The organism is Mycolicibacter sinensis (assembly GCF_001667945.1).
GTDB lineage: Bacteria > Actinomycetota > Actinomycetes > Mycobacteriales > Mycobacteriaceae > Mycobacterium > Mycobacterium sinense_B.
This window is the reverse complement of the sequence record NZ_LZJK01000076.1, coordinates 65,532-86,234: the sequence shown is the minus strand read 5'-3', so window position 1 is coordinate 86,234 and position 20,703 is coordinate 65,532. Positions and strand designations below refer to the sequence as shown.

The following is a 20,703-nucleotide window of genomic DNA, read 5'->3' as shown; positions in this document are numbered from 1 at the left end:
GGTGACACCGAGATGGTCGCCGCATCCCAGGCCGCCGGACGTATTGCCGCCGAGCAGATCACGCCGTACCCGCCCGGGGTGCCGGCCGTAGTGCCCGGCGAGCGCCTCAACACGGCCGTCATCGATTATCTGCGATCCGGGCGGGCGGCTGGCATGGCGTTGCCCGATGCCACCGATTCGACGCTGGAACACATCCGGGTGGTGGCCTGACAGCTCTGGCGCGGGTTTTGCCGCCGCCTGGGCGGGGTAGCCGGTAGCCATGGCACAGACCTCTTTGCACAGCCCGGTCGACGTGGTCGATTTCCTCACCGCCCAGCATGAGCGGATCCGGACGCTGTTCGACGAGACCCTGCGGGCCGCGGGCAATGAACGTGACGAGTCGTTCGTCCGGCTGCGTCGCCTGCTGGCCGTGCACGAAACCGCCGAAGAGGAGATCGTGCATCCGCGGGCCGCCCGCGAACTCGACAATGGCGCCGAGCTGGTCAAGCAGCGGCTGGCCGAGGAGAAGCAGGCCAAATCGGCGCTGAGCGAGTTGGAGAACGTCGACGTCGACTCGGAGTTCTTCACCGAGAAGCTGCGCGAACTGCGCGATGACGTACTCGAGCACGCCGGCCACGAAGAACGCGACGAATTCGCGGCGCTGCGCGCCGAACTCGGTGACACCGAACTGCAGCTGCTGCAACGGGCGGTCAAGCTCGCCGAGGCGGTCGCGCCGACCAGGCCGCACCCCGGAGTCGAGAGCGCGCTGGCCAACGCCTTCGTCGGGCCGTTCGCCTCGATGGTGGACCGGGCGCGCGACGCGATCCTGGGGTACGACTCATGATCGGGCTCGGGGTGGTTCTGCTGATCCTGGGACTGGTGTTCGACGTCTATCTGCTCTGGGCGATCGGGATCGTGCTGATGGTCGTCGGCGCGGTGTTCTGGCTGCTGGGGGCGGTCGGGCGGCCGGTTGCGGGCAGACGCTACTGGTATTGATCGATATGGCCGGTGTACTCGAACGCAATGTCGCCGACGGCGTCCACCGGCTCGGACACGCGGCGGTCAACGTCTACTTCATCGAGGACGACAGCGGCATCACCGTGGTCGACACCGGGCTGCCGGCGACCTTCCGGCACCTGGAGGCGGCGTTGGCGCAACTCGGGCGTTCGGTCGGCGACGTACGGGCGGTGGTGCTGACCCATGCGCACTTCGACCATGTCGGCTCGGCTCGACGGATCCGCAAACGCTGGCAGGTACCGGTGTGGGTGCACGCCGCCGACCAGTATCTGGCCGCGCACCCGTACCGATACGCCCATGAGAAGGCCCGGGTGCTTTATCCGCTGCGCTACCCGAGATCGATTCCCTACCAAGCGAAGATGGCCGCCGCCGGGGCTCTGGTCGTACGTGGTCTCCCCGACACGATGTGCTACTCGGCCGACACCGCCCTCGAGGTGCCCGGCCGGCCCCGGGTGGTGTTCAGTCCCGGGCACACGCTGGGCCACTGCGGTCTGCACCTGGCCGACCGCGACACCTTGATCTCCGGAGATGCGCTGGTCACCCTCGACCCCTACACCGGTGTCGCGGGTCCGCAGATCGTCTCGGGTGCCGCGACGGCCGACAGCACCGAAGCGCTGGCGTCGCTGAGCGCGCTCGCCGACACCGGCGCGAAAACCGTCCTGCCCGGCCACGGCGAGCCCTGGTACGACGGCATCGCGGCCGCCGCGCAGGCGGCGCTGCAGGCCGGGCCGTCCTGAGGTTCGCCCCGGTCAGACTCGTCCGCCCGCGCCCAGGGTGCTCGCCATGTCCGGCTTCATCGCCACCAGCTGGGCGTTCCAGTAGCCCCAGCTGTGCACCCCGTTGCTGTCGATGTTGAACGTGGCGTTGTGTCCGCCCGCGCCGGTGTAGGCGTCGCGGAAGGCGATGTTGCTCTGCGTGACGACCTGCTCGATCACCTGGCCGGGCAGGCTTCCTTCGCCGATCTCCGAGGGGGTGCCGTTGCCGCTGTAGATCCACAGTCGGGTGTTGTTGCCGGCCAGTCGCCCGGCTTGGACGGTCGGGTCGTTGCGCTGCCATCCCTCACTGCCGTCCGGGCCCCACATGTCCTGCGGGTGGAAGCCGCCCTCGTCGTTCATCGCCATGCCGATCAGCATCGGACCGTTGCCACTGGACGGAGTCAGCAGCGCCGAAAGCGACGCGGCATAAGCGAATTGCTGCGGATGGTAGGCCGCCAGGATCAGCGCTGAGGATCCGGACATCGAAACGCCCACCACCGCGTTGCGGGTCGAGCGCACGCCCTTGCCGGCGAGGAAGTTGGGCAGCTCGCTGGTCAGAAACGTCTCCCACTTGTAGGTCTGGCCGTTGGCCGACCCGTACCAGTCGGTGTAGAAGCTGGAGCGGCCGCCCACCGGTGCCACCACCGACATCCCGGAACCGGCGTACTCATTGAACGCCGGCGTTTCGATGTCCCAGCCGCTTCGGTCGTCGCGGGCGCGCAGGCCGTCGAGCAGGTAGACCGCCGCTGGTCCGCCGCCCTGGAATTCCACGGTGATGTTGTGGCCCATGCCCGGCGAGGGCACAGACAGGAATTCCGGCCCCGCGGCGCCGGCGGGCGCGGGCGAAGCGGCCAGTCCGATCACTCCGGGCAGGATCCCGGCCGAGACAATGACGTTGGCGGCCCGGCGTACCCGGCCCGCGGTGTGCTTCCGCATGGTTTCTCCCCTTTCACGCAGACCCGAAAGTCACGGCCTGTCGGCCGGGTGTGCGAGAGGGGAGACGTCGACAGACACCTAGCCTTCTTGTCTTAACAAAGTGGAGGACCGTTGTCCAGAGACCGGCGCCGAAAAATGGGGTAGGAAAAAAATTGAAATCGCGGTTTGAGCCGGGGCCGCGGCGGGCACCTAGTCCGACATGTCCGCACCACCCAACCTCTACTCCCTTGGCACTCTGGCGATAGCGGCTTCCGCTGCCGGTGCCGCAATGCTTTTCGCCCCCGGCGTTCCCGCCGCCGATGCCCAACCGTGCCCCGATACCGAGTTGGTGTTCGCTCGGGGAACCGGTGAGCCGCCCGGTGTGGGACCGACCGGGCAGGCGTTCGTCAACGCGCTCAGTGCGCGTCTTGCCCCTGAACCCTTGTCGGTCTACGCGGTCGACTACCCGGCCACCGACCAATGGGACACCGGCGTCGATGGCGTTCGGGACGCAGCTACCCACGTGCTGTCCCGGGCGACCAACTGCCCCCGAACCAAGATGGTGCTGAGCGGTTACTCGCAGGGCGCCGCGGTGATGGGCTTCGTCACCTCGGCGCAGGTGCCCGACGGGATCGACCCGGCCACCGTGCCCAAGCCGCTAGACCCTGCCGTCGCCGACCACGTCGCTGCGGTCGTGCTGTTCGCGATGCCCAACGAGCGGGCGATGAAGTTCCTCAAGGAGCCGGCTATCGCGATCGGTCCGTCGTACCAGACCAAGACGTTGCTGGTGTGCGCGCCCGAGGACGCGGTCTGCTCCGAGGGGCTGAATTTCGCCGCGCACGACAGCTACGCCGGTGACGACGCGACGATGGTCGAACAGGGGGCCAACTTCGTCGCCTGGCGCATGCAGCAGCTGCAGAACCGGTGAGCAGGTGGCATTCGCCAGCTACCAGGACGAGATCTACCGTCGTGGGCTTGCCGGGCAGAACCCGGCCCTGCCGATCACATTCGCCGATCTGGAAGCCAAAGCCGCTGCGGCGCTACCGCCATCGGTCTGGGGATACGTGGCCGGCGGCGCCGGTGACGAGCACACCCAGCGCGCCAACTGCCGGGCCTTCGAGCACTGGGGCCTGATCCCGCGGATGCTGGTGGCGCCCACCGAGCGAGACCTGTCCGTCGAGCTGTTCGGGGTGCGATTGGCGGCTCCGGTGTTCATGGCGCCGATCGGCGTCATCGGGGTCTGCGCCCAGGACGGCCACGGCGACCTGGCCTGCGCGCGGGCCGCGGCCCGCACCGGCATCCCCTTTGTGGCCGGCACCTTGTCCAGTGACCCGATGGAGGACGTGGCGCCGGCGTGCGGCGACACCCCGGGGTTCTTCCAGCTCTACACGCCGCCCGACCGGGAGATGGCCGCCAGCCTGGTGCACCGCGCCGAGGTGGTCGGATTCAAGGCGATCGTGCTCACCCTGGACACCTGGGTGACCGGCTGGCGGCCCCGGGACCTGAGCGCGGGCAACTACCCCCAAGTGCCCAGCGGCTGCCTGGCCAACTACACCACCGACCCGGTCTTCCTGGCCGGACTGGAGCCGGGTGAGGATCCGACCGACGCGGTGGTACACAAGCTGCCGATCTTCGGTGGCCCGGTGACCTGGGATGATCTGGACTGGCTGCGGTCGGTGACCGAACTGCCGTTGATCCTCAAAGGCATCTGCCATCCCGACGACGCGCGGCGTGCCAAGGATGCCGGAGCAGACGGCATCTACTGCTCGAATCATGGTGGGCGCCAAGCCAACAACGGCCTGCCGGCGCTGGACTGTCTGCCCGGTGTCCTGGAGGCGGCCGACGGGCTACCGGTGCTGTTCGACTCCGGCATCCGCGGTGGCGCCGACATCATCAAGGCGTTGGCGCTGGGCGCCACCGCGGTCGGCATCGGCCGCCCCTACGCCTACGGCCTGGCACTCGGGGGCGTCGACGGCGTGATGCACGTGCTGCGCTGCCTGCTGGCCGAAGCCGATCTGCTGATGGCGGTCGACGGCTACCCGGCGCGGCGCGATCTGGTGCCCGAAGCGCTACGACGGGTGGGGTAGCACTGGTCCGGCGCAGACACCGCCGCCGGCGCTGGCGGCGCGATCAGATCCGGGTTGCCGATCCCGCGGCGATCCGGCGCTCCATCCGCGGCACGGCCATCGGCAACTTCATGGAGTGGTACGACTTCGGCGTCTACGGATACCTCGCCACCACGATCGCGCGGGTGTTCTATCCGGGTGCCGGTGCGGCCAGCCTGATCGGTGTATTCGGCACGCTGGCCGCCGCGTTCGCGTTGCGGCCGGTCGGTGGATTGGTTTTCGGGCCACTCGGCGACCGGATCGGGCGCAAGCGGGTGCTGGTCACCACGCTGATCCTGATGACAGCCGGCACCACCGCCACCGGGCTGCTGCCCGGCTATCGGGCCATCGGGGTCGCCGCGCCGATCCTGCTCATCGTGACGCGGATGGTGCAGGGCTTCTCCGCAGGCGGCGAATACGTCGGCGCGATGGTCTATATCGGCGAACAAGCCCCGGACAACAAGCGGGGCATGATGGCCGGATTCCTGCCGCTGAGTTCCCAGGCCGGCTATGTTGTGGCCGGTGCGCTGGTGACCGGGCTGCAGAACTGGCTGCCCGATGAAGCCATGCTCAGTTGGGGATGGCGAATCCCGTTGCTGCTCAGCGCTCCGCTGGGGCTGGCTGCTTTGTATCTGCGGCTGCGGCTGGAGGAATCCTCGGCCTACCAGCACCACGGGGCAGGTCCCGGCGACGACGACTCGGCGCTGGCGCAGCTGCGCCGCACCACCCGGCGCTGGCGGCCGCTGGCGCTCTGCATCGCCCTGGTACTGACCTACAACGTCACCGATTACCTGCTCACCGGTTACCTGCCCACCTATCTGCAGACCACCGCGCGGGTTCCGCACCCCACCGGGCTGCTGCTCATCGTGCTGACCCTGCTGGTGATGATGGCCGCCGTGGTGCCGGTCGCGCGATTGTCCGACCACATCGGGGTCAAGCCGGTGCTGTGGCTGGGGTGCGCCATGTTGGTGGTCTTGTCGGTGCCCGCGTTCGCCCTCATCGGCTCCGCCGGCAGCTATCCCGGGGCGTTTCTCGGGGTGCTGCTGATCGGGACGATGCTGCTGTGCCTCGATGCCACTTTGCCGGCCACCTTGCCGGCGCTGTTTCTCACCGAGGTCCGCTACGGTGCCCTGGCCATCGGCTTCAACCTGTCGGTGTCGGCGTTCGGCGGCACTACTCCGCTGATCGCCGAGGCACTGGTCTCCAGCACCGACAACCCGCTAGCGCCTGCCTACCTGCTGATCGCAGCCGGCGCGATCGGCGCACTGGCACTGGTCTACACCCCGGAGGTGGCGGGCAGGCGCCTGCCCGGCTCGGGGCCCGCGGTGGAGAGTGAAGCGCGGGCCCGCGAGCTGGTCGAGGGGCGCGAGGCTTAGCTCACCGGCCGGAATCCTTGCACGCCGGCGAGCGCGTCGGCCACCGACGACGTCGTCGGCAAAGCGTTGGTGGGGTCGCAGATCCGCAATAGTCGGGTTACCGCGGGCCCCGGCACCGTCGTGCAGTACACCATGGCGTCGGCGCAGCGGGACGTTATCGCCTTCAGCACCGAAAAACCGGCGGTGCCAATGAATTCCAGGTCATTCAGGTCGAGAACCAGCCATTCGCAGTAGCCCGCGCAACGCTGCACGTAGCCGGCCAGCTCGTCGGCGTTGGAGGCGTCGAGTTCGCCGTCCAGACTGATCACCGCGCCGGAACGTCCCCACCGGGTGACGCACCGGGCGGTGGGGCTCTCCCAGGTATCGGATAACGGGACGGACCCTATGCGCGGCGCCGGGAACACCGACCCGGCGACTTTCAAAGCGGACATGTGATCACTCCATCAGTCGAAACTCGTACTGTGGGATCGCGTCGATGCGAGTTACACCTTCACGGATGAGAGGCAGGGAGTGGGCCTCCCTGACTTGCGTGGCTTGACGCGTCTTCCGGGTGGCTGGGAACTCAACCTGTCAATGAACCTACGCCTGCCCGCACCACTTTGCAACGGTTCGGTAACGGTGCTTATCCCGGTGTCGTTCGAATTCCGTTGCAGCAAACCGCTTCGGTGACCGCTTGGACGTTTAGCCGCAAGCGCCGCGGGTAACAAGCGGTTATGGCGTTTCCGCAGACCACCCCGCGTTCACTGCTCATCTGGCATGTGCACGGCTCGTGGATGGACTCCTTTGTTGCCGGCCGCCACCGCTACCTCATTCCGGTCAACGCCCCACGGGATCCGGACGGCCGCGGGCTCTGCGGGCGCGACTGGCCGCGGGCTTTCGAGGTCCCGACGGCGGAGTTGCGCCACCACGACGTCGACCTGGTGGTGTTGCAGCGCCCGCACGAGCTGGAGCTGGCCACCCGCCTGCTGGGCCGCCGGCCCGGCATCGATGTTCCGGCGGTCTACGTCGAGCACAATGCGCCGCGGCCGTTCGTGGTGGAGAGCCTGCACCCGATCGCCGAACGTGACGACATCCCGCTGATCCACGTCACCGACTTCAACCAACTGATGTGGGACAACGGCCGCGCCGCAACGACGGTCATCGACCACGGCATCGCCGACCCGGGGCACCTCTATACCGGCGACATCGCGGCGGCGGGCACGCTGATCAACGAACCGGTGCGGCGCTGGCGCACCGTCGGCGCCGACCTGCTGGGGGTGTTCGGGCAATCCGCGCCGGTCGACGTCTGGGGGATCGGGACCGACGAACTCAACGACCCGCCCCACCGCTGCGCCGGTGTCACCGGCCACGGCGACCTGCGGACCGGGCCGCTGATGAAGGAACTGGCCCATCGGCGGGTGTACCTGCACACCGCCCGCTGGACGTCGCTGGGCCTGTCACTGCTGGAGGCCATGTTCCTGGGCATGCCGGTGGTGGCGGTCGCCGCGACCATGGCGCCGCTGGTGGTGCCGCCGGAGGCGGGTGTTGTCAGCGCCGACCTCGACACCCTGCGGGCGGCGCTGACCGGGCTGGTCGCCGACCGTTACCTGGCTGAAGTGGTCGGGAAGGCGGCCCGCGACTACGCGACGGAACATTTCGGGCTGGAACGGTTTCTGGGCGAGTGGGACCAGATCATCGAAGCGCAGTGCGCGTGACTATCAGGAGAGGATCGCGATGAAGATCGCCATGGTTTCCGAACACGCCAGCCCGCTCGCAGCGCTCGGCGGAGCCGATGCCGGCGGCCAGAACGTCCATGTCGCCGAGTTGTCGGCGGCGCTGGCGCGCCGCGGCCACCAGGTCGAGGTCTATACCCGCCGCGATGACCCCGGCCTACCGGAGCGGGTCGACACCGAGCAGGGCTACACGGTGGTGCACGTGCCGGCGGGGCCGGCCCGCTATGTGCCCAAAGACGAACTGCTGCAGTACATGGGAACGTTCGGGCGCTACCTGGACGCCCAATGGGACGACGAGCGACCCGACATCGCGCACGCACACTTCTGGATGTCGGGAGTCGCCACCCAGCTGGCCGCCAAACGCCGCCGGGTGCCGACCGTCCAGACGTTCCACGCGCTGGGCGTGGTCAAGCAACGGCACCAGGGCCATCGCGACACCAGTCCGGCCGAACGGCTGAGGCTGGAGACGCGGGTGGCCCGCGAGGCGACGTGGGTGACGGCCGGCTGCAGCGATGAGGTGTTCGAGTTGATGCGTCTCGGCCGGGACCGGCTGCGAATCTCGGTGGTGCCGTGCGGCGTCGATGTGGACCGGTTCTCGCCGCACGGCCCGAGCGCGCCCCGGACGGGGCGGCGGCGCATCGTCGCGGTCGGCCGGTTCGTGCCACGCAAGGGGTTCGACACCGTGATCGAGGCGCTGACCACCGTCCCGACCGCCGAGCTGGTGATCGCCGGCGGTCCGCAGCGCACCGAACTCGACACTGTCCCGGAGGCCTGCCGCCTGCGGCAGCTGGCCGCCGACCTCGGTGTGGCGGAACGGGTTTCGCTCTACGGGTCGGTCGCGCGCGAGGACATGCCGGCCTTGCTGCGCTCGGCGGACGTGGTGACGTGTACCCCGTGGTACGAACCGTTCGGGATCGTGCCGCTGGAGGCGATGGCCTGCGGGGTGCCGGTGGTGGCGACGGCGGTGGGCGGCATGCTCGACACCGTGGTTCACGACGTGACCGGCCTGCTGATACCGCCGAAGGACCCGCGGGCCTGCGCGAACGCGATCAACGCCATCCTGCGGGATCGGCGCGCCGCGTCCGGCTTCGGCGCTGCCGGCCGGGAACGGGCCCGCTCGAGATACTCCTGGGACCGCGTCGCCAGCGACACGCTGCGGGTGTATGACCGACTGCTGCCCGCGGCGCCGCCGTCGCGCACCGCGGCCCGGGCCTCAGGCTCAGGTTGACGCCCGCGAAAGGGATGGTGCGGGACGTATTGCCGCCGCCCGCCGATCGGGGGAACATGGGTAGATCGGTCGGGATTGGGCGGAGCAAAAGCATGGCGGCGGCTGACCGCAGTGACATGATGCGCGAGGTGGCGGGCTTGGTTCGTTCGTTGGATCGACGCGCCCATGTCGATGTGGACGGCGCGCTCGATGACCTGATCGCGAACCTGCTCGGGCATATGACCTGCGCGCAGCACGCCGGAATCACGCTGACGACGTCGAGTGGCGGAGTGCAGACGCTGGCGTCGACAGGCAAGTATCCCGCCCTGCTCGATGACATTCAGCGGCGCCACCGGGAGGGTCCCTGCCTGGCCGCGGCATGGAAGCATCACGTCGTTCGCCTCGACGACGTCACCCGCGAGGAGCGCTGGCCGTCCTACTGCCGCGAGGTGGCCGAGACGACACCGATCCGGTCCGTCCTGGCCTTCGAATTGTTCACCGGTCAGGGCAGCACCGGAGCGCTGAACTTCTACGCCGAAGTGCCCGGCGTCTTCGACGACGAGGCGGTGGAGGTGGGGCTGACCCTGGCCACCCACGCGGCGCTGGCCTGGCACATCGTGCGCCGCGACGAGCAGTTTCGCAGCGCGCTGGCCACCCGCGACGTCATCGGCCAGGCCAAAGGGATGCTCATGGAGCGGTTCGACGTCGATGCGGTGCAGGCTTTTGAGCTGCTCAAACGGCTGTCACAGAACACCAACACCCCGCTGGCCGAGGTGGCCCAGCAGGTGGTCGGCCGGCAAGGCGCGGGCCCGTGAACCTCTCGGCGGCGGCGACCCGTGGCGAGCTGGCCCGGCTGCGAGCCGCGGAGCTGCAGGTGCGGCGCGAAGAACTGGCGGCCGGAATTGCGGTGACGGCGGAGAACGCCGACGTGGCCCGGGTGCGTGCCGACGAGTCGCGGCAGCGCGCTGAACGGGCCCATCGGGACGCCGCCCACCGACACCTGGACGCGGTCACCGCGCATCTTGAGGCCGCCGCTGCGCACGAACAGGCGGCGTTATCGGCCGGCAACGGCGACGGGGACGCTCACCTCGACGCCGCCGAAATCCACCGTGCGCACGCGCAGCTGCACGAACGGGCCGCTGCCGCGCAGGCCCGGGCGGAGCCGGCGGATCACGAGCGCACCTCCATCAGCAACAGCGCCCCGTGCACTCCGCCCTCGTTGGGCGCCTGAAAGCCCGCACACGTCACCCGGACCTTGGCCGGGCGGCCCCGCCGATTGACGGCCTCGACCAGCGCCTCGCCGGGATTGTCCGGATCGACGAACGCGTTGCCGATCAGCGGCCGGATGTCCTCCATCGGCAAGCCGATGTCGAGGCCGGTCAGCGCCGCCCCGAGGGTCTCCTCGGACCGCAATCCCCACAGGTCTTCGCAGCCCCGGTTCCACACCACCACCCGCATCTCCCGGTCGACCACGACCATGCCCAGATGCACCGAGTTGACCAGTGAATCCAAAAAGCTACGGGCATCGTCCAGCTCGATGCTGCGCTCGCGCAGGGTGTCGTTGATGGTGTGCAACTCGTCGTTGGTGGACTGCAGCTCCTCGTTCATCGTTTCGAGCTCTTCGTTGGTCGACTGAAGTTCTTCGTTCGTCGTTTCGAGTTCTTCGACCGTCGATTGCAGTTCTTCGTTCGTCGTTTCCAGTTCTTCGTTGGTGGACTGCAGCTCCTCATAAGCCGCCTCGAGCTGGCGGTTGGTGGCGACCACCTTGTCGACCAGCGCCCGGGTGGCGGTCACGTCGAAGAACACGATCGACACGCCCAGCAGACCGTTGTCGCCGTCGATCAGGGGATTGACGTGGATCTCGAACCAGATGGTCTCGGCGCCGGGGCGCTGCCAGCTGACGTCCTGGATCCGGGCGGAGCGCCGCTCCACCTTCGCCTGTTCCAGATAGGCGCGCAGTTCCACCGGGCGATAGGAGACTTCCAGGTCGCGCAGCAGCCGGCCGATGTCGCGGGCGGAGAGCCCGAACAGTGTTTCGGCCTGCTGGTTGATCATCGCCACGGTGTCCTCACCGGTCACCACGATCTGCGCCACCGGGCTCGCCCGGAATGCCATCTCCCGCACGGTCACCAGTCCGGGCAGGTCGCTGTGCTGCTCATACATCGACGCCGCGGGGTCGTAGCGTTGCAGGCCGCTGTGTGAGCCGGCGGCCTTGCGGAAGATCCGGTGCTTGAGGTTCAGCGGAGTGAATCGGTCGCTGTGGCTCAGCAGCATCTCGGCGTGGCCGAGGAACAAGGTGCCCTGGGGCGACAGCGCGAAATGCAGGCGGTTCAACACATTGCGCTGCGTCTCGGCGTTCATGTACATCAGGGTGTTGCGGCACACCAGCAAGTCGACCCGCGAGATCGGCGCGTCCTTGACCAGGTCGTTGCGGCCGAAGATCACTCCGCGGCGCAAGTCTTTGCGAAAGACGTACCGGCCGTTGGCGGCGTCAAAATACCGGTCCAGATACTGCGGCGGCACCGACTCGACGGCCCTGGCGTCGTAGGTGGCGGCGCGCGCCTCGGTGAGCGCGTCCTCGTCGACGTCGGTGGCGTAGATCTTGACCCGCTGGCGGAACGCCTCCGGGCCGAGCGTTTCGGCCAGCAGCATCGCCAGCGTGTAGGCCTCCTGGCCGGAGGCGCAGCCGGCGCTCCACACCCGGACCGGGTCGTCGGGGCCGCGCTCGGCCAGGATCCGGGGATGACGTCGGAGGCGATGTAGTCCCAGGAATCGGGATCGCGGAAAAACGCCGTGACGTTGATCAGGATGGTGTTGAACAGCGCCGAGAATTCGTCGGAACTGGCCTGCAGCACGTCCAGATACTGCTCGTAGGTCTCAACGCCGCCCTGGCTCATCCGGTGGCGCACCCGTCGCATCAGCGAAGCGCGCTTATAGCCGGTGAAATCGAATCCGCGGGAATCACGCAGGTAGCGCAACAGCGCCTCGAACGCTTCGTCTGGCCCGTCGCTCTTCCCGTCCATCTCGCCCCGTCCGTCCGCCAGAAACCGCTGCGAGGCCAAACACTACTCGCGCGCGCCGTCGGGCCTGCGACTCTAAAGCCGGTTCCCCGGGCCGATGACCGCCCACACCGTCTTGCCGTTAGGGCCCGGGCTGCTACCCCAGGCGCGGCACAGCGCGCCCACCACGGCCAGACCCGAAGTCCGGTCGGGGCCGCCGACCGCTTCGCGGCGCACCGCGGGGGCGGGGTTGGTGTCCTGGACCGCGATGGTGACGGCGGAGTCGGCGCTTTCCAGCACGAGTACCGGTGCGCTGTCGGTATGGCGAAGCACGTTCTCCACCAACGCGTCGACGATGACCTTCCCGGTCGGGATCAGCTCGTCGTGCGACCAGTTGGACAGCCACTGCGCCACATGGTCGCGGGCCCGGCGCAGGCTGCTCACAGCGCGCGGCAGCTCGATGCGGATCCGGCGGCGGGGAGGCGTGCCGTGGGCCAACGACCGTAACGCGGCCGCGACGTTGGGATGCACGGGGACATAGCGGGTCACGCCGGTGTGCGCGATACGCGCGGCCACATCACGATGCGGGCAGACCAGCATGATCGGGATGTCCGGCCAGGTGCTGACATACCAGCGGGCACTGGTGAACACCGACCAGGCCGAGGACGCCGGGACATCGAGGCCGCTCACGTCCACCAGCACGGCCGGTGGTTCGTCGAGCGCCGCTTTGATGACGCGGTCACGCAGTTCGAGGTAGGTGCTGCTGTCCAGCGTCCCGCTCGCAGTCAGCAGACAAGCGCCGGCGGCCGCGGCCGCGGTCACCGTCAGCTGACTCGGAACCCTACTCAGCGTGCTGCTCCTGCCTTTCGTAGAGGGCGGCCAGGCGCTGCCCGAGCACGGCGGTGGCGTGTTCGGCCTCGTCGGCCAGCGCCTCATAACGCTCGCTCAGCACGCCCGGTGTGACCTGAGTTGCCAGCCGGCGCGAGAGCTTGGCCTTCTCCTGCAGGCTGCGCAGCGCGATCCACAGCGCATTGCTCACTTCGTCATCGCGAGCCTGCAGCAGCGCGTCGGCGGTCCAGGCGTGCCCGACGTGGCACCGGTAGTTGCCGCTGCTGACGGTGACGAGGGCGCCGCTGCAGTCGGGGCAGACGTAACCCGACGGCGGCCCCAGGTCGTCACTGTTGAAATCGGTCGCGAACCGACCGGCCATCGCGATCCGGTTCTCCAGCTCCATGCTGGTGTCCGGCTCCATCTCGTCTTCCTCGAACTTTCGGTCCGCCAGCTTCTCCAGCAGAGCACCCACCTCGTGCGCCGGCACCTGATGGTCCACCGTGCCGGCGTCCACAGCGTTCTGCGGCATTGCCGGAAACAGGGCATCAGCCGGCGATTGGGCGATCGCCGTGCCGCCGCGCGACCGGATCGCGGCCAGCCCCAGCACGCCATCGTCCAGCACTCCCGACAGCAACACCCCGACCGCGCGGGGGCCGTGGGCCAGTGCGATCGAGCGGAACAGGGCGTTGATCGCGGGCCGGTGCCCGTTCTCGGTGGGTCCTTCGCTGAGCACCAGCCGGCCGTCCTCGACCATCAGGTGGTGATCCGGCGCGGCGACGTACACGCGACCGTGCTCCAGTCGCGTCCCCGAGGTGCCGGTGCTGGCCGGCAGCGGGCCGTGCCGATCGAGAATCCGCGCCAGCACGCTGGGGGCCCGGGCCGGGATGTGCAGCACCACCAGAACCGCGTACGGCAAGGTGGCCGGTAATCCGGCCACCATCCTCTTCAGCGCCTCGACCCCGCCGGCCGAAGCCCCCACGCCCACGACGTTGACCGGGCCCGGCGTGTCTGCCATCGCACTCACCACCTTTGGGTGGCTACCCGCCGGACGGTGCGGGCAACCTCAGGGCGCGCCGCGGTCTAGCGTAGTCTTCTCGGCGCCGGGTCAGCTCACGGTCAAGAGCGTGTGATCCACCAGCGACACCGAGTCCGGGGGAAAGGTCCCGCTCATCGCCGCCAGGAACCGGGCCGCCAGCTCGCGCACCTTGACATTGGTCTCCTGGGAACGCCACACCAGGATGTCGAACGCCCGCTCGGCGGAGATGCCGTAGGCGGCCATCAGCACCCCTTTGGCCTGCTCGATCACGGCGCGCGACTCGGCGACCTCGGAGACCACGGCGCTGACATCGGCCTGCAGCACATCGGTGACATCGACGTAGAAGCCGGCGGTACCGGTCACCACGCCGGTGTCGTCGAGCATGCGGTCACCGACCACGATCACCCAGTGCTCCTGGCCGCCGGTGTCGATGATCCGGTGCCGGCTGGAAAACGGCTCACCCTGCAGGACCCGCTCCAGCACCTCGGCGACCTGGGGGCGATCTTCTGGGTGCTTGTGCTGCAGCAGCAGCTCGGTGCTGGGCTCAACCGTGCCCGGCTCGTAGCCGTGCATGCGGGCCACCGCGTCCGACCATTCCCAGCGTTGTTCGCCGAGCCAGTACCGGAACCGCCCGACCCGCTGTGGTTCACCCTGTCCGACCACCAGATCGAGATCGCTTTGCGGCTCGGCATCGTCGCCGAACGGCGCGCCGAATTGAGCGTCGAGACCCCCGACCACCCTGCACCTGCTTTCTCGCACCACAACACAGTATGAGCTGAATCCAGACGGCTGGCGGCGAGCCGCGGTCTGGAAACGCAGGAATGCACGGGCGGTCCCGACCGGCGCTGCCTGCTGAACGCCCGAGCTTGGCGTAACTATCCACAATTTCCTCATGCCGCGCAACTGCAACGTGTTTTGCCGTCCGGGGCCCTGGGTAAGCGCTGTGACACGTGCGGCGATGTTCCAGCAAGGCGGACCGCCGCGAGGTAACGACTCGATGGAAGGAGTCACAAGTGAAGCTCTCCACGATGGCAGCCAAGACGGCCGCCGGCGCAGCCGGAATCGCCGCAGTGAGTGTCTTCTCTGCGACCACCGCCATGGCCGAGCCGGCGATCCAACCATTCGGCACGCCCGAACAGCTCGAGGACGGCGCGCTGGCGACCTCCTACACCGTCAGCAATCTGGGTCCGACCAACGTGGTCATCCCCGGATACCAGCCGCAGGGCAAGCTGTACCAGGCTGACGTGACCGCCCATGCGGACCAGGGGACGGTGACACCGCTGGTGAACGACTTCAATGCCCGGGCGGCCACCAGCACCACCTACCACGTGGTGAATAACGTGCCGGTGCCGGGCGGCATCCCGCCGACGCCGATCGCCCAGGGTGGCCAGGCCAGCGGCAAGCTCTACTTCGACGTCACCGGCCCGCCGCCGGACGGCGTGGTCTACAACGACGGCGTCCAGGATGTGCTGATCTGGACGAGCAAGGCCTGACGCCGAACCGAGATGGGCCCGATCGCAGCGGTCGGGCCCACTCGGGTGTGCGTCCCGTGCGTGCGCTCGACCGGGTTCTGGTCACCGGTGGCGCCGGCTTTCTCGGCACCCGATTGTGCGCGCTGCTGCTCGAAACAGGCGCGCAGCGGGTATGGTGTATCGACGACCTGTCTACCGCTTCGGCAGCCAATCGCTCTGCGGTGCAACAACTTTCCGGCATCGAGTTCGTCGAACACGATATCGCCGAAGGGTTCGCCGACCCCGGGCGGTTCGGGCCGCTGGACGCGGTGTTCCACCTGGCCTCGGCGGCGTCTCCGCCGGACTATCTGCGGATGCCGATAGCGACGCTGCGGGCCGGAGCGCAGGGCACCGCCGCCGCCCTCGCCATCGCCGAGGCGTCTCGGGCCCGCTTCGTGCTGGCCTCCACCAGTGAGGTCTATGGTGACCCGCTGATCCACCCGCAGCCCGAAACCTATTGGGGCAACGTGAATCCCGTCGGGTTGCGTAGTGTCTACGACGAGGCCAAGCGATTCGCCGAGGCGTTGACGTTCGCCTATCGCCGGGCGAGGGCCGCCGACGTCGGGGTGGCCCGGATTTTCAACAGCTACGGGCCGGGGATGCGCCTCGACGACGGTCGGATGGTGCCGACGTTCTGCGGTCAGGCCCTGCGCGGCGCGCCGATCACGGTCGCCGGCACCGGCCGGCAGACCCGCTCGCTGTGCTACGTCGACGACACCATCGCGGGGCTGATCGCCCTGGCCGCCCGCGATGTCGCCGGCCCGATCAACATCGGCAGCCCGGAGGAGCTGACTGTACTGGAAGTGGCCGAACTGATCCGCGCCCGGTCCGGCAGTACCTCGCCGATCCGCCATATCGCTGCCGCGCAAGACGACCCGCGGCGGCGCTGTCCGGACATCCGGCGTGCCCGCGAATTATTGGGCTGGGCGCCGAAGGTCGGTGCCGCCGACGGCCTGGATGCCACCATTGCCTGGTTCCGGCCCCAGATCGACGTCACCGCAACGGTTTAGCCAGCCTGCTCCGGTCGCCCGTTTAGCAGCGGTTCTGGTGGGTATCTCCACTGCTATCGAAGCGGTTCTCGCGGTTCGGGGGAGGTTCTCGTGCGAGTACTGGGCATCAACGCGGTCTTCCACGACCCGGCCGCTGCCCTGTTCGTCGACGGCCGGATCGTCGCGGCGGCCGAAGAAGAGCGGTTCACCCGGCGCAAGCACGGCAAGCAGGCGGTGGCGTTCTCCACCTGGGAGCTGCCGGTCCACGCCGCCCGGTGGTGTTTGAAGCAGGGCGGGATCGGCCCCGCCGATCTGGATGCGGTCGGTTACTCCTACGACCCCGCGCTGGCCGAGTCCCAAGAACCCGGCGGCGCGCCGATCGACGGGCAGGACCGCGACTGGGAGTATCTGCGCACCATGTACGCACGCCGGGCCCCGCGGTTTCTGGCCACCGCACTGCCCGGGCTGGATCCGGGCGTGGTGCGCCATGTGCGGCACCACGTGGCCCACGCGGCGTCGGCGGCGCTGGCCTCCCCGTTCGGTGACAGTGCTGTCCTGGTGGTCGACGGCCGCGGTGAGGCCACCTCGATGCTGGCCGGTGAGTATCGCGATCAGAAGCTGGATATCCTTGCGTCCCAAGCGTTGCCGCATTCGCTGGGCCTGCTCTATGAGAACCTCACCGAGCATCTCGGGTTCACCCGGTCCAGCGACGAGTACAAGGTGATGGCGATGGCCTCCTACGGCCGGCCCGTCTACGCCGAGCAGTTGCGGGAGCTGGTGTACTCCTGCCCGGACGGCACGTTTCGCACGCTGCCGGTGCAGTGGTCGGCATTCACCCGCCCCCGTGGCCGCGACGAGCAGGGACTGGACCCGGCGCACGCCGACCTGGCCTGCAGCGTGCAGCGGGTGGTCGAGGAGGTGCTGGCCGACACGGTGGCCTGGCTGGCGCAGCGCACCAAGGCCGACACGTTGTGCCTGGCGGGCGGAGTGGCGCTCAACTGCGTGGCCAACACCGCGCTGTTCAATCGGGGTGACTTCCAAGCGATCTGGGTGCAGCCGGCCGCCGGTGATTCGGGCACCGCGCTGGGGGCGGCGCTGGCTGTGGCGGCTGAGCACGACCAGGAGATCGCGCCGATGCCCTCGGCGTCACTGGGCCGCTCCTTCAACGACGACGAGATCGCCGCCGTACTGGCTGAGGCCGACATCCGTTACGAACGCCCTGCCGACATCGCCGTCGCGGTCGGCGACATCCTGGCCGGCGACGGGGTCGTCGGATGGTTCCAGGGCAGCGCGGAATTCGGCCCCCGGGCCCTGGGCAACCGGTCGCTGCTGGCCGACCCGCGCCGCGCCGGCAACCTGGACCGGCTCAACCGGGTCAAGGGCCGCGAACAGTTCCGCCCGGTCGCACCGATGGTGCTCGCCGAGCGTGCCGCCGAGATCTTCACCGGTGGCCCGCTGCCCAGCCCGTACATGCTGTTCGTGCACGATGTCGCCGAGCCGTGGCGAGATCGCATTCCCGCGGTCACCCACGTCGACGGCACCGCGCGCATCCAGACCGTCGACACCGGCCAACCGCTGCTGCATGCGATGATCAGCGCGTTCGCCGAGCGCACCGGGGTGCCGGTGGTGGTCAACACCAGCTTCAACACCGCTGGGCGGCCGATGGTGGACAGCCCGCGCGACGCACTGGAATGCTTCGGCAGCGCCCCGATCGACGCATTGGCCTTGGGCCCCTTCCTGATTCGGCGGCACGCCCAATGACCCCGAGCTATGCGGTGGTGATCCCCACGATCGGGCGCCCCTCGCTGAATCGGCTATTGGCCGCGCTGCAGCAGGAGTGTCGGCCGCCGACCGGTGAGGTGATCATCGTCGACGACCGCCCGGGGCCGGCCCGGCCGCTGTGGCCGGAGGCCGGATTTCTGCCGGTCACCGTGCTGCGCTCACGCGGTCGCGGCCCGGCCGCCGCTCGCAACGTCGGCTGGCGCGCCGTCCGCGCCGAGTGGATCTGCTTTGTCGACGACGACGTCGTGCCGGGCCAGAACTGGTGCGCCCGACTGGAGGCCGACCTTGCCGCCGCCGGTCCGGATGTCGTCGGATCGCAGGCCCGGATTGTGGTGCCGACGCCGGCGGACCGCCGCCCGTCCGACGATGAGCGGCGCACCCTGCGGCTGTCCGACGCACAGTGGATCACCGCCGACATGGCTTACCGGCGCGACGCACTGGTGGGCTGCGGCGGGTTCGACGAACGCTTCCCGCGGGCCTACCGCGAGGACGCCGACATCGCCCTGCGGCTGACCCGGGCTGGCGGCCGCATCACCGTCGGCTCCCGCGAATCGGTGCACCCGATCGCCCCGGCCTCCGGGATGTGGAGCAGCGTCAAAGCCCAGCGCGGCAACCGCGATGACGCGTTGATGCGCCGCAAGCACGGCCGCGGGTGGCGCACCGCCATCGGCGAGGGACGCGGACGGCTTCCGATGCACGTGATCGCTTGCGGCGCCGGGCTGTTGACGCTGCTGGGCATGATCACCGGCCGGCGCCCGATGCTCCGGGCCGGGGGACTGGGCTGGCTCGGGCTCACCGGGGAATTCGCGTGGCGCCGTATCGCCGCCGGACCGCGAAGCCGACGTGAGATCGCCGCGATGGTGGTCTCCAGCGTGCTGATTCCGCCCGTGGCGGTGGCTCACCGGGTCGCCGGTGCCGTGCGTTTCCGCCACGCCGTGGCCGACCCGCCGCTGGCGGTGCTGCTGGACCGCGACGACACCCTGATTCACGACAACCCGTATCTGGCGGATCCGGACGGGGTGATTCCGCTGCCGCACGCCCGCCGGGCGCTGGCGCGGCTGCGCCGGCACGGTCTGCGGCTGGCCGTGGTGAGCAACCAGTCCGGGGTGGCCAGGGGCCTGATCAGTCCGGAACAGCTGGACGCGGTCAATTCCCGGGTGGACGAACTGCTCGGGCCGTTCGACAGCTGGCAGGTCTGCCAGCACGGGGAGAACGACGGCTGCGGCTGCCGCAAACCGGCCCCGGGGCTGGTGTCGGCGGCCGCCGAGGCGCTCGAGGTACAGCCGCGGCGCTGCGTGATGATCGGCGACACCGGCGGCGACGTGGCGGCGGCGCTGGCCGCCGACGCCGACGCGATCCTGGTGCCCACCCGGCGCACCCGGACCGCCGAGATCGCCGACGCCCGTGCCAACGCCGCGGTCGCCCGCTCCCTGAATGCGGCGGTCTCCTTGGTGCTCAAAGGAATTCGATGAGCACCGCGGTCATCGCGCGGCTCGACAGTCTCGGTGACGTGCTGATCACCGGCCCGGCGGTGCGCGCCGTTGCCGCGGCGCACGACCGGGTGGTGTTTCTGGCCGGCCCGCGCGGCGCCGCCGCGGCCGCGATGCTGCCCGGGGTGGACCGGGTGGTGCGGTGGAGCGCCGGCTGGGTGGACTTCGACGCCGGTCCGGTGACCGCCGCAGCGGTGGCCGAATTGGTCGACGTGCTGGCCGGCGAACAGCCTGACGCGCTGCTGATTCTCACCTCGTTTCACCAGTCGCCGCTGCCGTTGGCGCTGATCGGCCGGATGGCGGGGGTGGCCTGGATCGGCGCGATCTGCACCGACTACCCCGGGAGCCTGCTGGACCTGCGCCACCCCGACCCCGGCGACGTCCCGGAACCGCAGCGCGCGCTGGCGCTGGCGCAAGCTGCCGGCTGGAGTCTGCCGCCCGGCGACGACGGGCGACTGCAAGTCAAGGAATTGCCGCCGCTTTCCCGGCCGCTGCGTGCCGCGCTGGGCGGCGACGACTACGTGGTGTTCCATCCAGGCGCCGCGGTACCGGCCCGGCGGCCCTCGGCCGGCAAATCCGCCGAACTGGTGCGCGCCCTGGCCCGGGCCGGGCAGCACGTCGTGGTCACCGGTGGCGCCGCCGACCGCGAGCTGACCGCGACCGTCGCCGGCCTCGACCGGCCGGTCGCAACTGACCTGGGCGGGCGTACCACGCTGGCCGAACTGGGTGCGGTGTTCGCCGGGGCCCGGGCGGTGGTGGTGCCCAACACCGGACCGGCGCACCTGGCCGCGGCGGTGGGGGCGCCGATCGTCTCGCTGTTCGCCCCGGTGGTGCCCGCCGAGCGCTGGAGCCCCTATGGCGTCCCGGTGATGCTGTGCGGTGATCAGACCGCGCCGTGTCGTGGCAGCCGGGCCCGAAACTGCCCCGTCGCGGGCCATCCCTGTCTGGACGGCATCGCCGCCGACGACGTGGTGGCGGCCGTGACCCGAATCGAAAGTC

The 20,703-nt window shown here is 69.4% G+C and carries 19 protein-coding genes and 3 pseudogenes; 16 read left to right on the top strand and 6 right to left on the bottom strand.

Going from position 1 to position 20,703, the window contains the following annotated elements:
• The 4 genes and pseudogenes from A5694_RS10730 to A5694_RS10720 all read left to right on the top strand — a co-directional run.
• Positions 1-210: pseudogene (locus A5694_RS10730) on the top strand (ornithine decarboxylase); the annotation flags it as partial.
• A gap of 49 nt (positions 211-259) precedes the next feature.
• Positions 260-823: a hemerythrin domain-containing protein gene (locus A5694_RS10725; RefSeq protein ID WP_064921814.1), complete on the top strand. Its 564-nt coding sequence runs from the start codon at positions 260-262 to the stop codon at positions 821-823.
• A complete protein-coding gene (locus A5694_RS24060) occupies positions 820-975 on the top strand; it encodes a hypothetical protein (RefSeq protein WP_165604335.1) in 156 nt (51 codons plus the stop codon). Before A5694_RS10725 ends, A5694_RS24060 begins: the two co-directional genes overlap by 4 nt.
• A gap of 5 nt (positions 976-980) precedes the next feature.
• Positions 981-1,733, top strand: coding sequence for an MBL fold metallo-hydrolase (locus tag A5694_RS10720; RefSeq protein WP_064921813.1), 753 nt, complete (start codon positions 981-983; stop codon positions 1,731-1,733).
• 12 nt (positions 1,734-1,745) lie between these two features.
• Here A5694_RS10720 and A5694_RS10715 read toward each other — a convergent pair whose 3' ends face one another.
• Entirely contained in the window at positions 1,746-2,687 is a 942-nt protein-coding gene (locus A5694_RS10715; protein WP_064921812.1) for an esterase family protein, read from the bottom strand.
• A gap of 199 nt (positions 2,688-2,886) precedes the next feature.
• Here A5694_RS10715 and A5694_RS10710 point away from each other — a divergent pair, with 199 nt between their 5' ends.
• From A5694_RS10710 to A5694_RS10700, 3 genes are all read left to right on the top strand, one after another.
• Complete coding sequence (locus A5694_RS10710) at positions 2,887-3,594, top strand: cutinase family protein (protein WP_082952616.1); 708 nt, start codon at positions 2,887-2,889, stop codon at positions 3,592-3,594.
• Between the two features lie 4 nt (positions 3,595-3,598).
• Entirely contained in the window at positions 3,599-4,753 is a 1,155-nt protein-coding gene (locus tag A5694_RS10705; protein WP_064921810.1) for an alpha-hydroxy-acid oxidizing protein, read from the top strand.
• A 71-nt stretch (positions 4,754-4,824) separates the two neighbouring features.
• A complete protein-coding gene (locus tag A5694_RS10700; protein ID WP_064921809.1) occupies positions 4,825-6,147 on the top strand; it encodes an MFS transporter in 1,323 nt (440 codons plus the stop codon).
• On the opposite strand, the gene A5694_RS10695 is transcribed toward A5694_RS10700, so the two are convergent.
• Entirely contained in the window at positions 6,144-6,578 is a 435-nt protein-coding gene (locus A5694_RS10695; protein WP_185746539.1) for an STAS domain-containing protein, read from the bottom strand. The two genes, A5694_RS10700 and A5694_RS10695, sit on opposite strands and share 4 nt — an antisense overlap.
• A gap of 282 nt (positions 6,579-6,860) precedes the next feature.
• Between A5694_RS10695 and A5694_RS10690 the strand changes: the two genes are divergently transcribed.
• The 4 genes from A5694_RS10690 (at position 6,861) to A5694_RS10675 (ending at position 10,297) form a co-directional block, all read left to right on the top strand.
• Positions 6,861-7,841, top strand: a complete 981-nt coding sequence (locus tag A5694_RS10690) for a glycosyltransferase (protein ID WP_064921807.1) — start codon at positions 6,861-6,863, stop codon at positions 7,839-7,841.
• A gap of 19 nt (positions 7,842-7,860) precedes the next feature.
• Positions 7,861-9,087: a glycosyltransferase gene (locus A5694_RS10685; RefSeq protein WP_064921806.1), complete on the top strand. Its 1,227-nt coding sequence runs from the start codon at positions 7,861-7,863 to the stop codon at positions 9,085-9,087.
• Between the two features lie 92 nt (positions 9,088-9,179).
• Positions 9,180-9,881 (top strand): GAF and ANTAR domain-containing protein, encoded by a 702-nt coding sequence (locus A5694_RS10680; RefSeq protein WP_064921805.1) that lies wholly within the window; start codon positions 9,180-9,182, stop codon positions 9,879-9,881.
• Positions 9,878-10,297 (top strand): hypothetical protein, encoded by a 420-nt coding sequence (locus A5694_RS10675; RefSeq protein ID WP_064921804.1) that lies wholly within the window; start codon positions 9,878-9,880, stop codon positions 10,295-10,297. Before A5694_RS10680 ends, A5694_RS10675 begins: the two co-directional genes overlap by 4 nt.
• Here the strand turns inward: A5694_RS10675 and A5694_RS10670 are convergent.
• The 4 genes and pseudogenes from A5694_RS10670 to A5694_RS10655 all read right to left on the bottom strand — a co-directional run bounded on the left by A5694_RS10670 (position 10,237) and on the right by A5694_RS10655 (position 14,670).
• A pseudogene (locus A5694_RS10670) lies at positions 10,237-12,089 on the bottom strand (CheR family methyltransferase). The gene A5694_RS10675 and the pseudogene A5694_RS10670 sit on opposite strands and share 61 nt — an antisense overlap.
• 72 nt (positions 12,090-12,161) lie before the next feature.
• Positions 12,162-12,887, bottom strand: a complete 726-nt coding sequence (locus A5694_RS10665; protein ID WP_082952613.1) for an STAS domain-containing protein — start codon at positions 12,885-12,887, stop codon at positions 12,162-12,164.
• Positions 12,888-12,906: 19 nt separating this feature from the next.
• Positions 12,907-13,911: a chemotaxis protein CheB gene (locus tag A5694_RS10660; protein WP_064921803.1), complete on the bottom strand. Its 1,005-nt coding sequence runs from the start codon at positions 13,909-13,911 to the stop codon at positions 12,907-12,909.
• Positions 13,912-14,001: 90 nt separating this feature from the next.
• A complete protein-coding gene (locus A5694_RS10655) occupies positions 14,002-14,670 on the bottom strand; it encodes a PAS and ANTAR domain-containing protein (protein ID WP_064921802.1) in 669 nt (222 codons plus the stop codon).
• A gap of 275 nt (positions 14,671-14,945) precedes the next feature.
• On the opposite strand from A5694_RS10655, the gene A5694_RS10650 reads away from it, so the two are divergent.
• The 5 genes and pseudogenes from A5694_RS10650 to A5694_RS24055 all read left to right on the top strand — a co-directional run.
• Positions 14,946-15,425: an MPT63 family protein gene (locus tag A5694_RS10650; protein ID WP_109535658.1), complete on the top strand. Its 480-nt coding sequence runs from the start codon at positions 14,946-14,948 to the stop codon at positions 15,423-15,425.
• A 47-nt stretch (positions 15,426-15,472) separates the two neighbouring features.
• A complete protein-coding gene (locus A5694_RS10645) occupies positions 15,473-16,453 on the top strand; it encodes an NAD-dependent epimerase/dehydratase family protein (protein ID WP_419179692.1) in 981 nt (326 codons plus the stop codon).
• 90 nt (positions 16,454-16,543) lie between these two features.
• On the top strand, positions 16,544-18,193 hold the full coding sequence (locus A5694_RS10640) for a carbamoyltransferase family protein (RefSeq protein WP_064921800.1): 1,650 nt from the start codon (positions 16,544-16,546) through the stop codon (positions 18,191-18,193).
• Positions 18,190-19,686 (top strand): HAD-IIIA family hydrolase, encoded by a 1,497-nt coding sequence (locus A5694_RS10635; protein ID WP_064921799.1) that lies wholly within the window; start codon positions 18,190-18,192, stop codon positions 19,684-19,686. The genes A5694_RS10640 and A5694_RS10635 overlap by 4 nt, the downstream gene beginning before the upstream one ends.
• Positions 19,683-20,567, top strand: a pseudogene (locus tag A5694_RS24055) (glycosyltransferase family 9 protein); the annotation flags it as partial. The gene A5694_RS10635 and the pseudogene A5694_RS24055, both read left to right, overlap by 4 nt.
• Between the last annotated feature and the right edge of the window lie 136 nt (positions 20,568-20,703).

Coding starts and splice junctions, on each gene's coding strand:
- A5694_RS10695 (WP_185746539.1), bottom strand. CDS start 6,578: ATGTCCGCTTTGAAAGTCGCCGGGTCGGTGTTCCCGGCGCCGCGCATA.
- A5694_RS10715 (WP_064921812.1), bottom strand. CDS start 2,687: ATGCGGAAGCACACCGCGGGCCGGGTACGCCGGGCCGCCAACGTCATT.
- A5694_RS10690 (WP_064921807.1), top strand. CDS start 6,861: ATGGCGTTTCCGCAGACCACCCCGCGTTCACTGCTCATCTGGCATGTG.
- A5694_RS24060 (WP_165604335.1), top strand. CDS start 820: ATGATCGGGCTCGGGGTGGTTCTGCTGATCCTGGGACTGGTGTTCGAC.
- A5694_RS10635 (WP_064921799.1), top strand. CDS start 18,190: ATGACCCCGAGCTATGCGGTGGTGATCCCCACGATCGGGCGCCCCTCG.
- A5694_RS10680 (WP_064921805.1), top strand. CDS start 9,180: ATGGCGGCGGCTGACCGCAGTGACATGATGCGCGAGGTGGCGGGCTTG.
- A5694_RS10660 (WP_064921803.1), bottom strand. CDS start 13,911: ATGGCAGACACGCCGGGCCCGGTCAACGTCGTGGGCGTGGGGGCTTCG.
- A5694_RS10720 (WP_064921813.1), top strand. CDS start 981: ATGGCCGGTGTACTCGAACGCAATGTCGCCGACGGCGTCCACCGGCTC.
- A5694_RS10710 (WP_082952616.1), top strand. CDS start 2,887: ATGTCCGCACCACCCAACCTCTACTCCCTTGGCACTCTGGCGATAGCG.
- A5694_RS10685 (WP_064921806.1), top strand. CDS start 7,861: ATGAAGATCGCCATGGTTTCCGAACACGCCAGCCCGCTCGCAGCGCTC.
- A5694_RS10725 (WP_064921814.1), top strand. CDS start 260: ATGGCACAGACCTCTTTGCACAGCCCGGTCGACGTGGTCGATTTCCTC.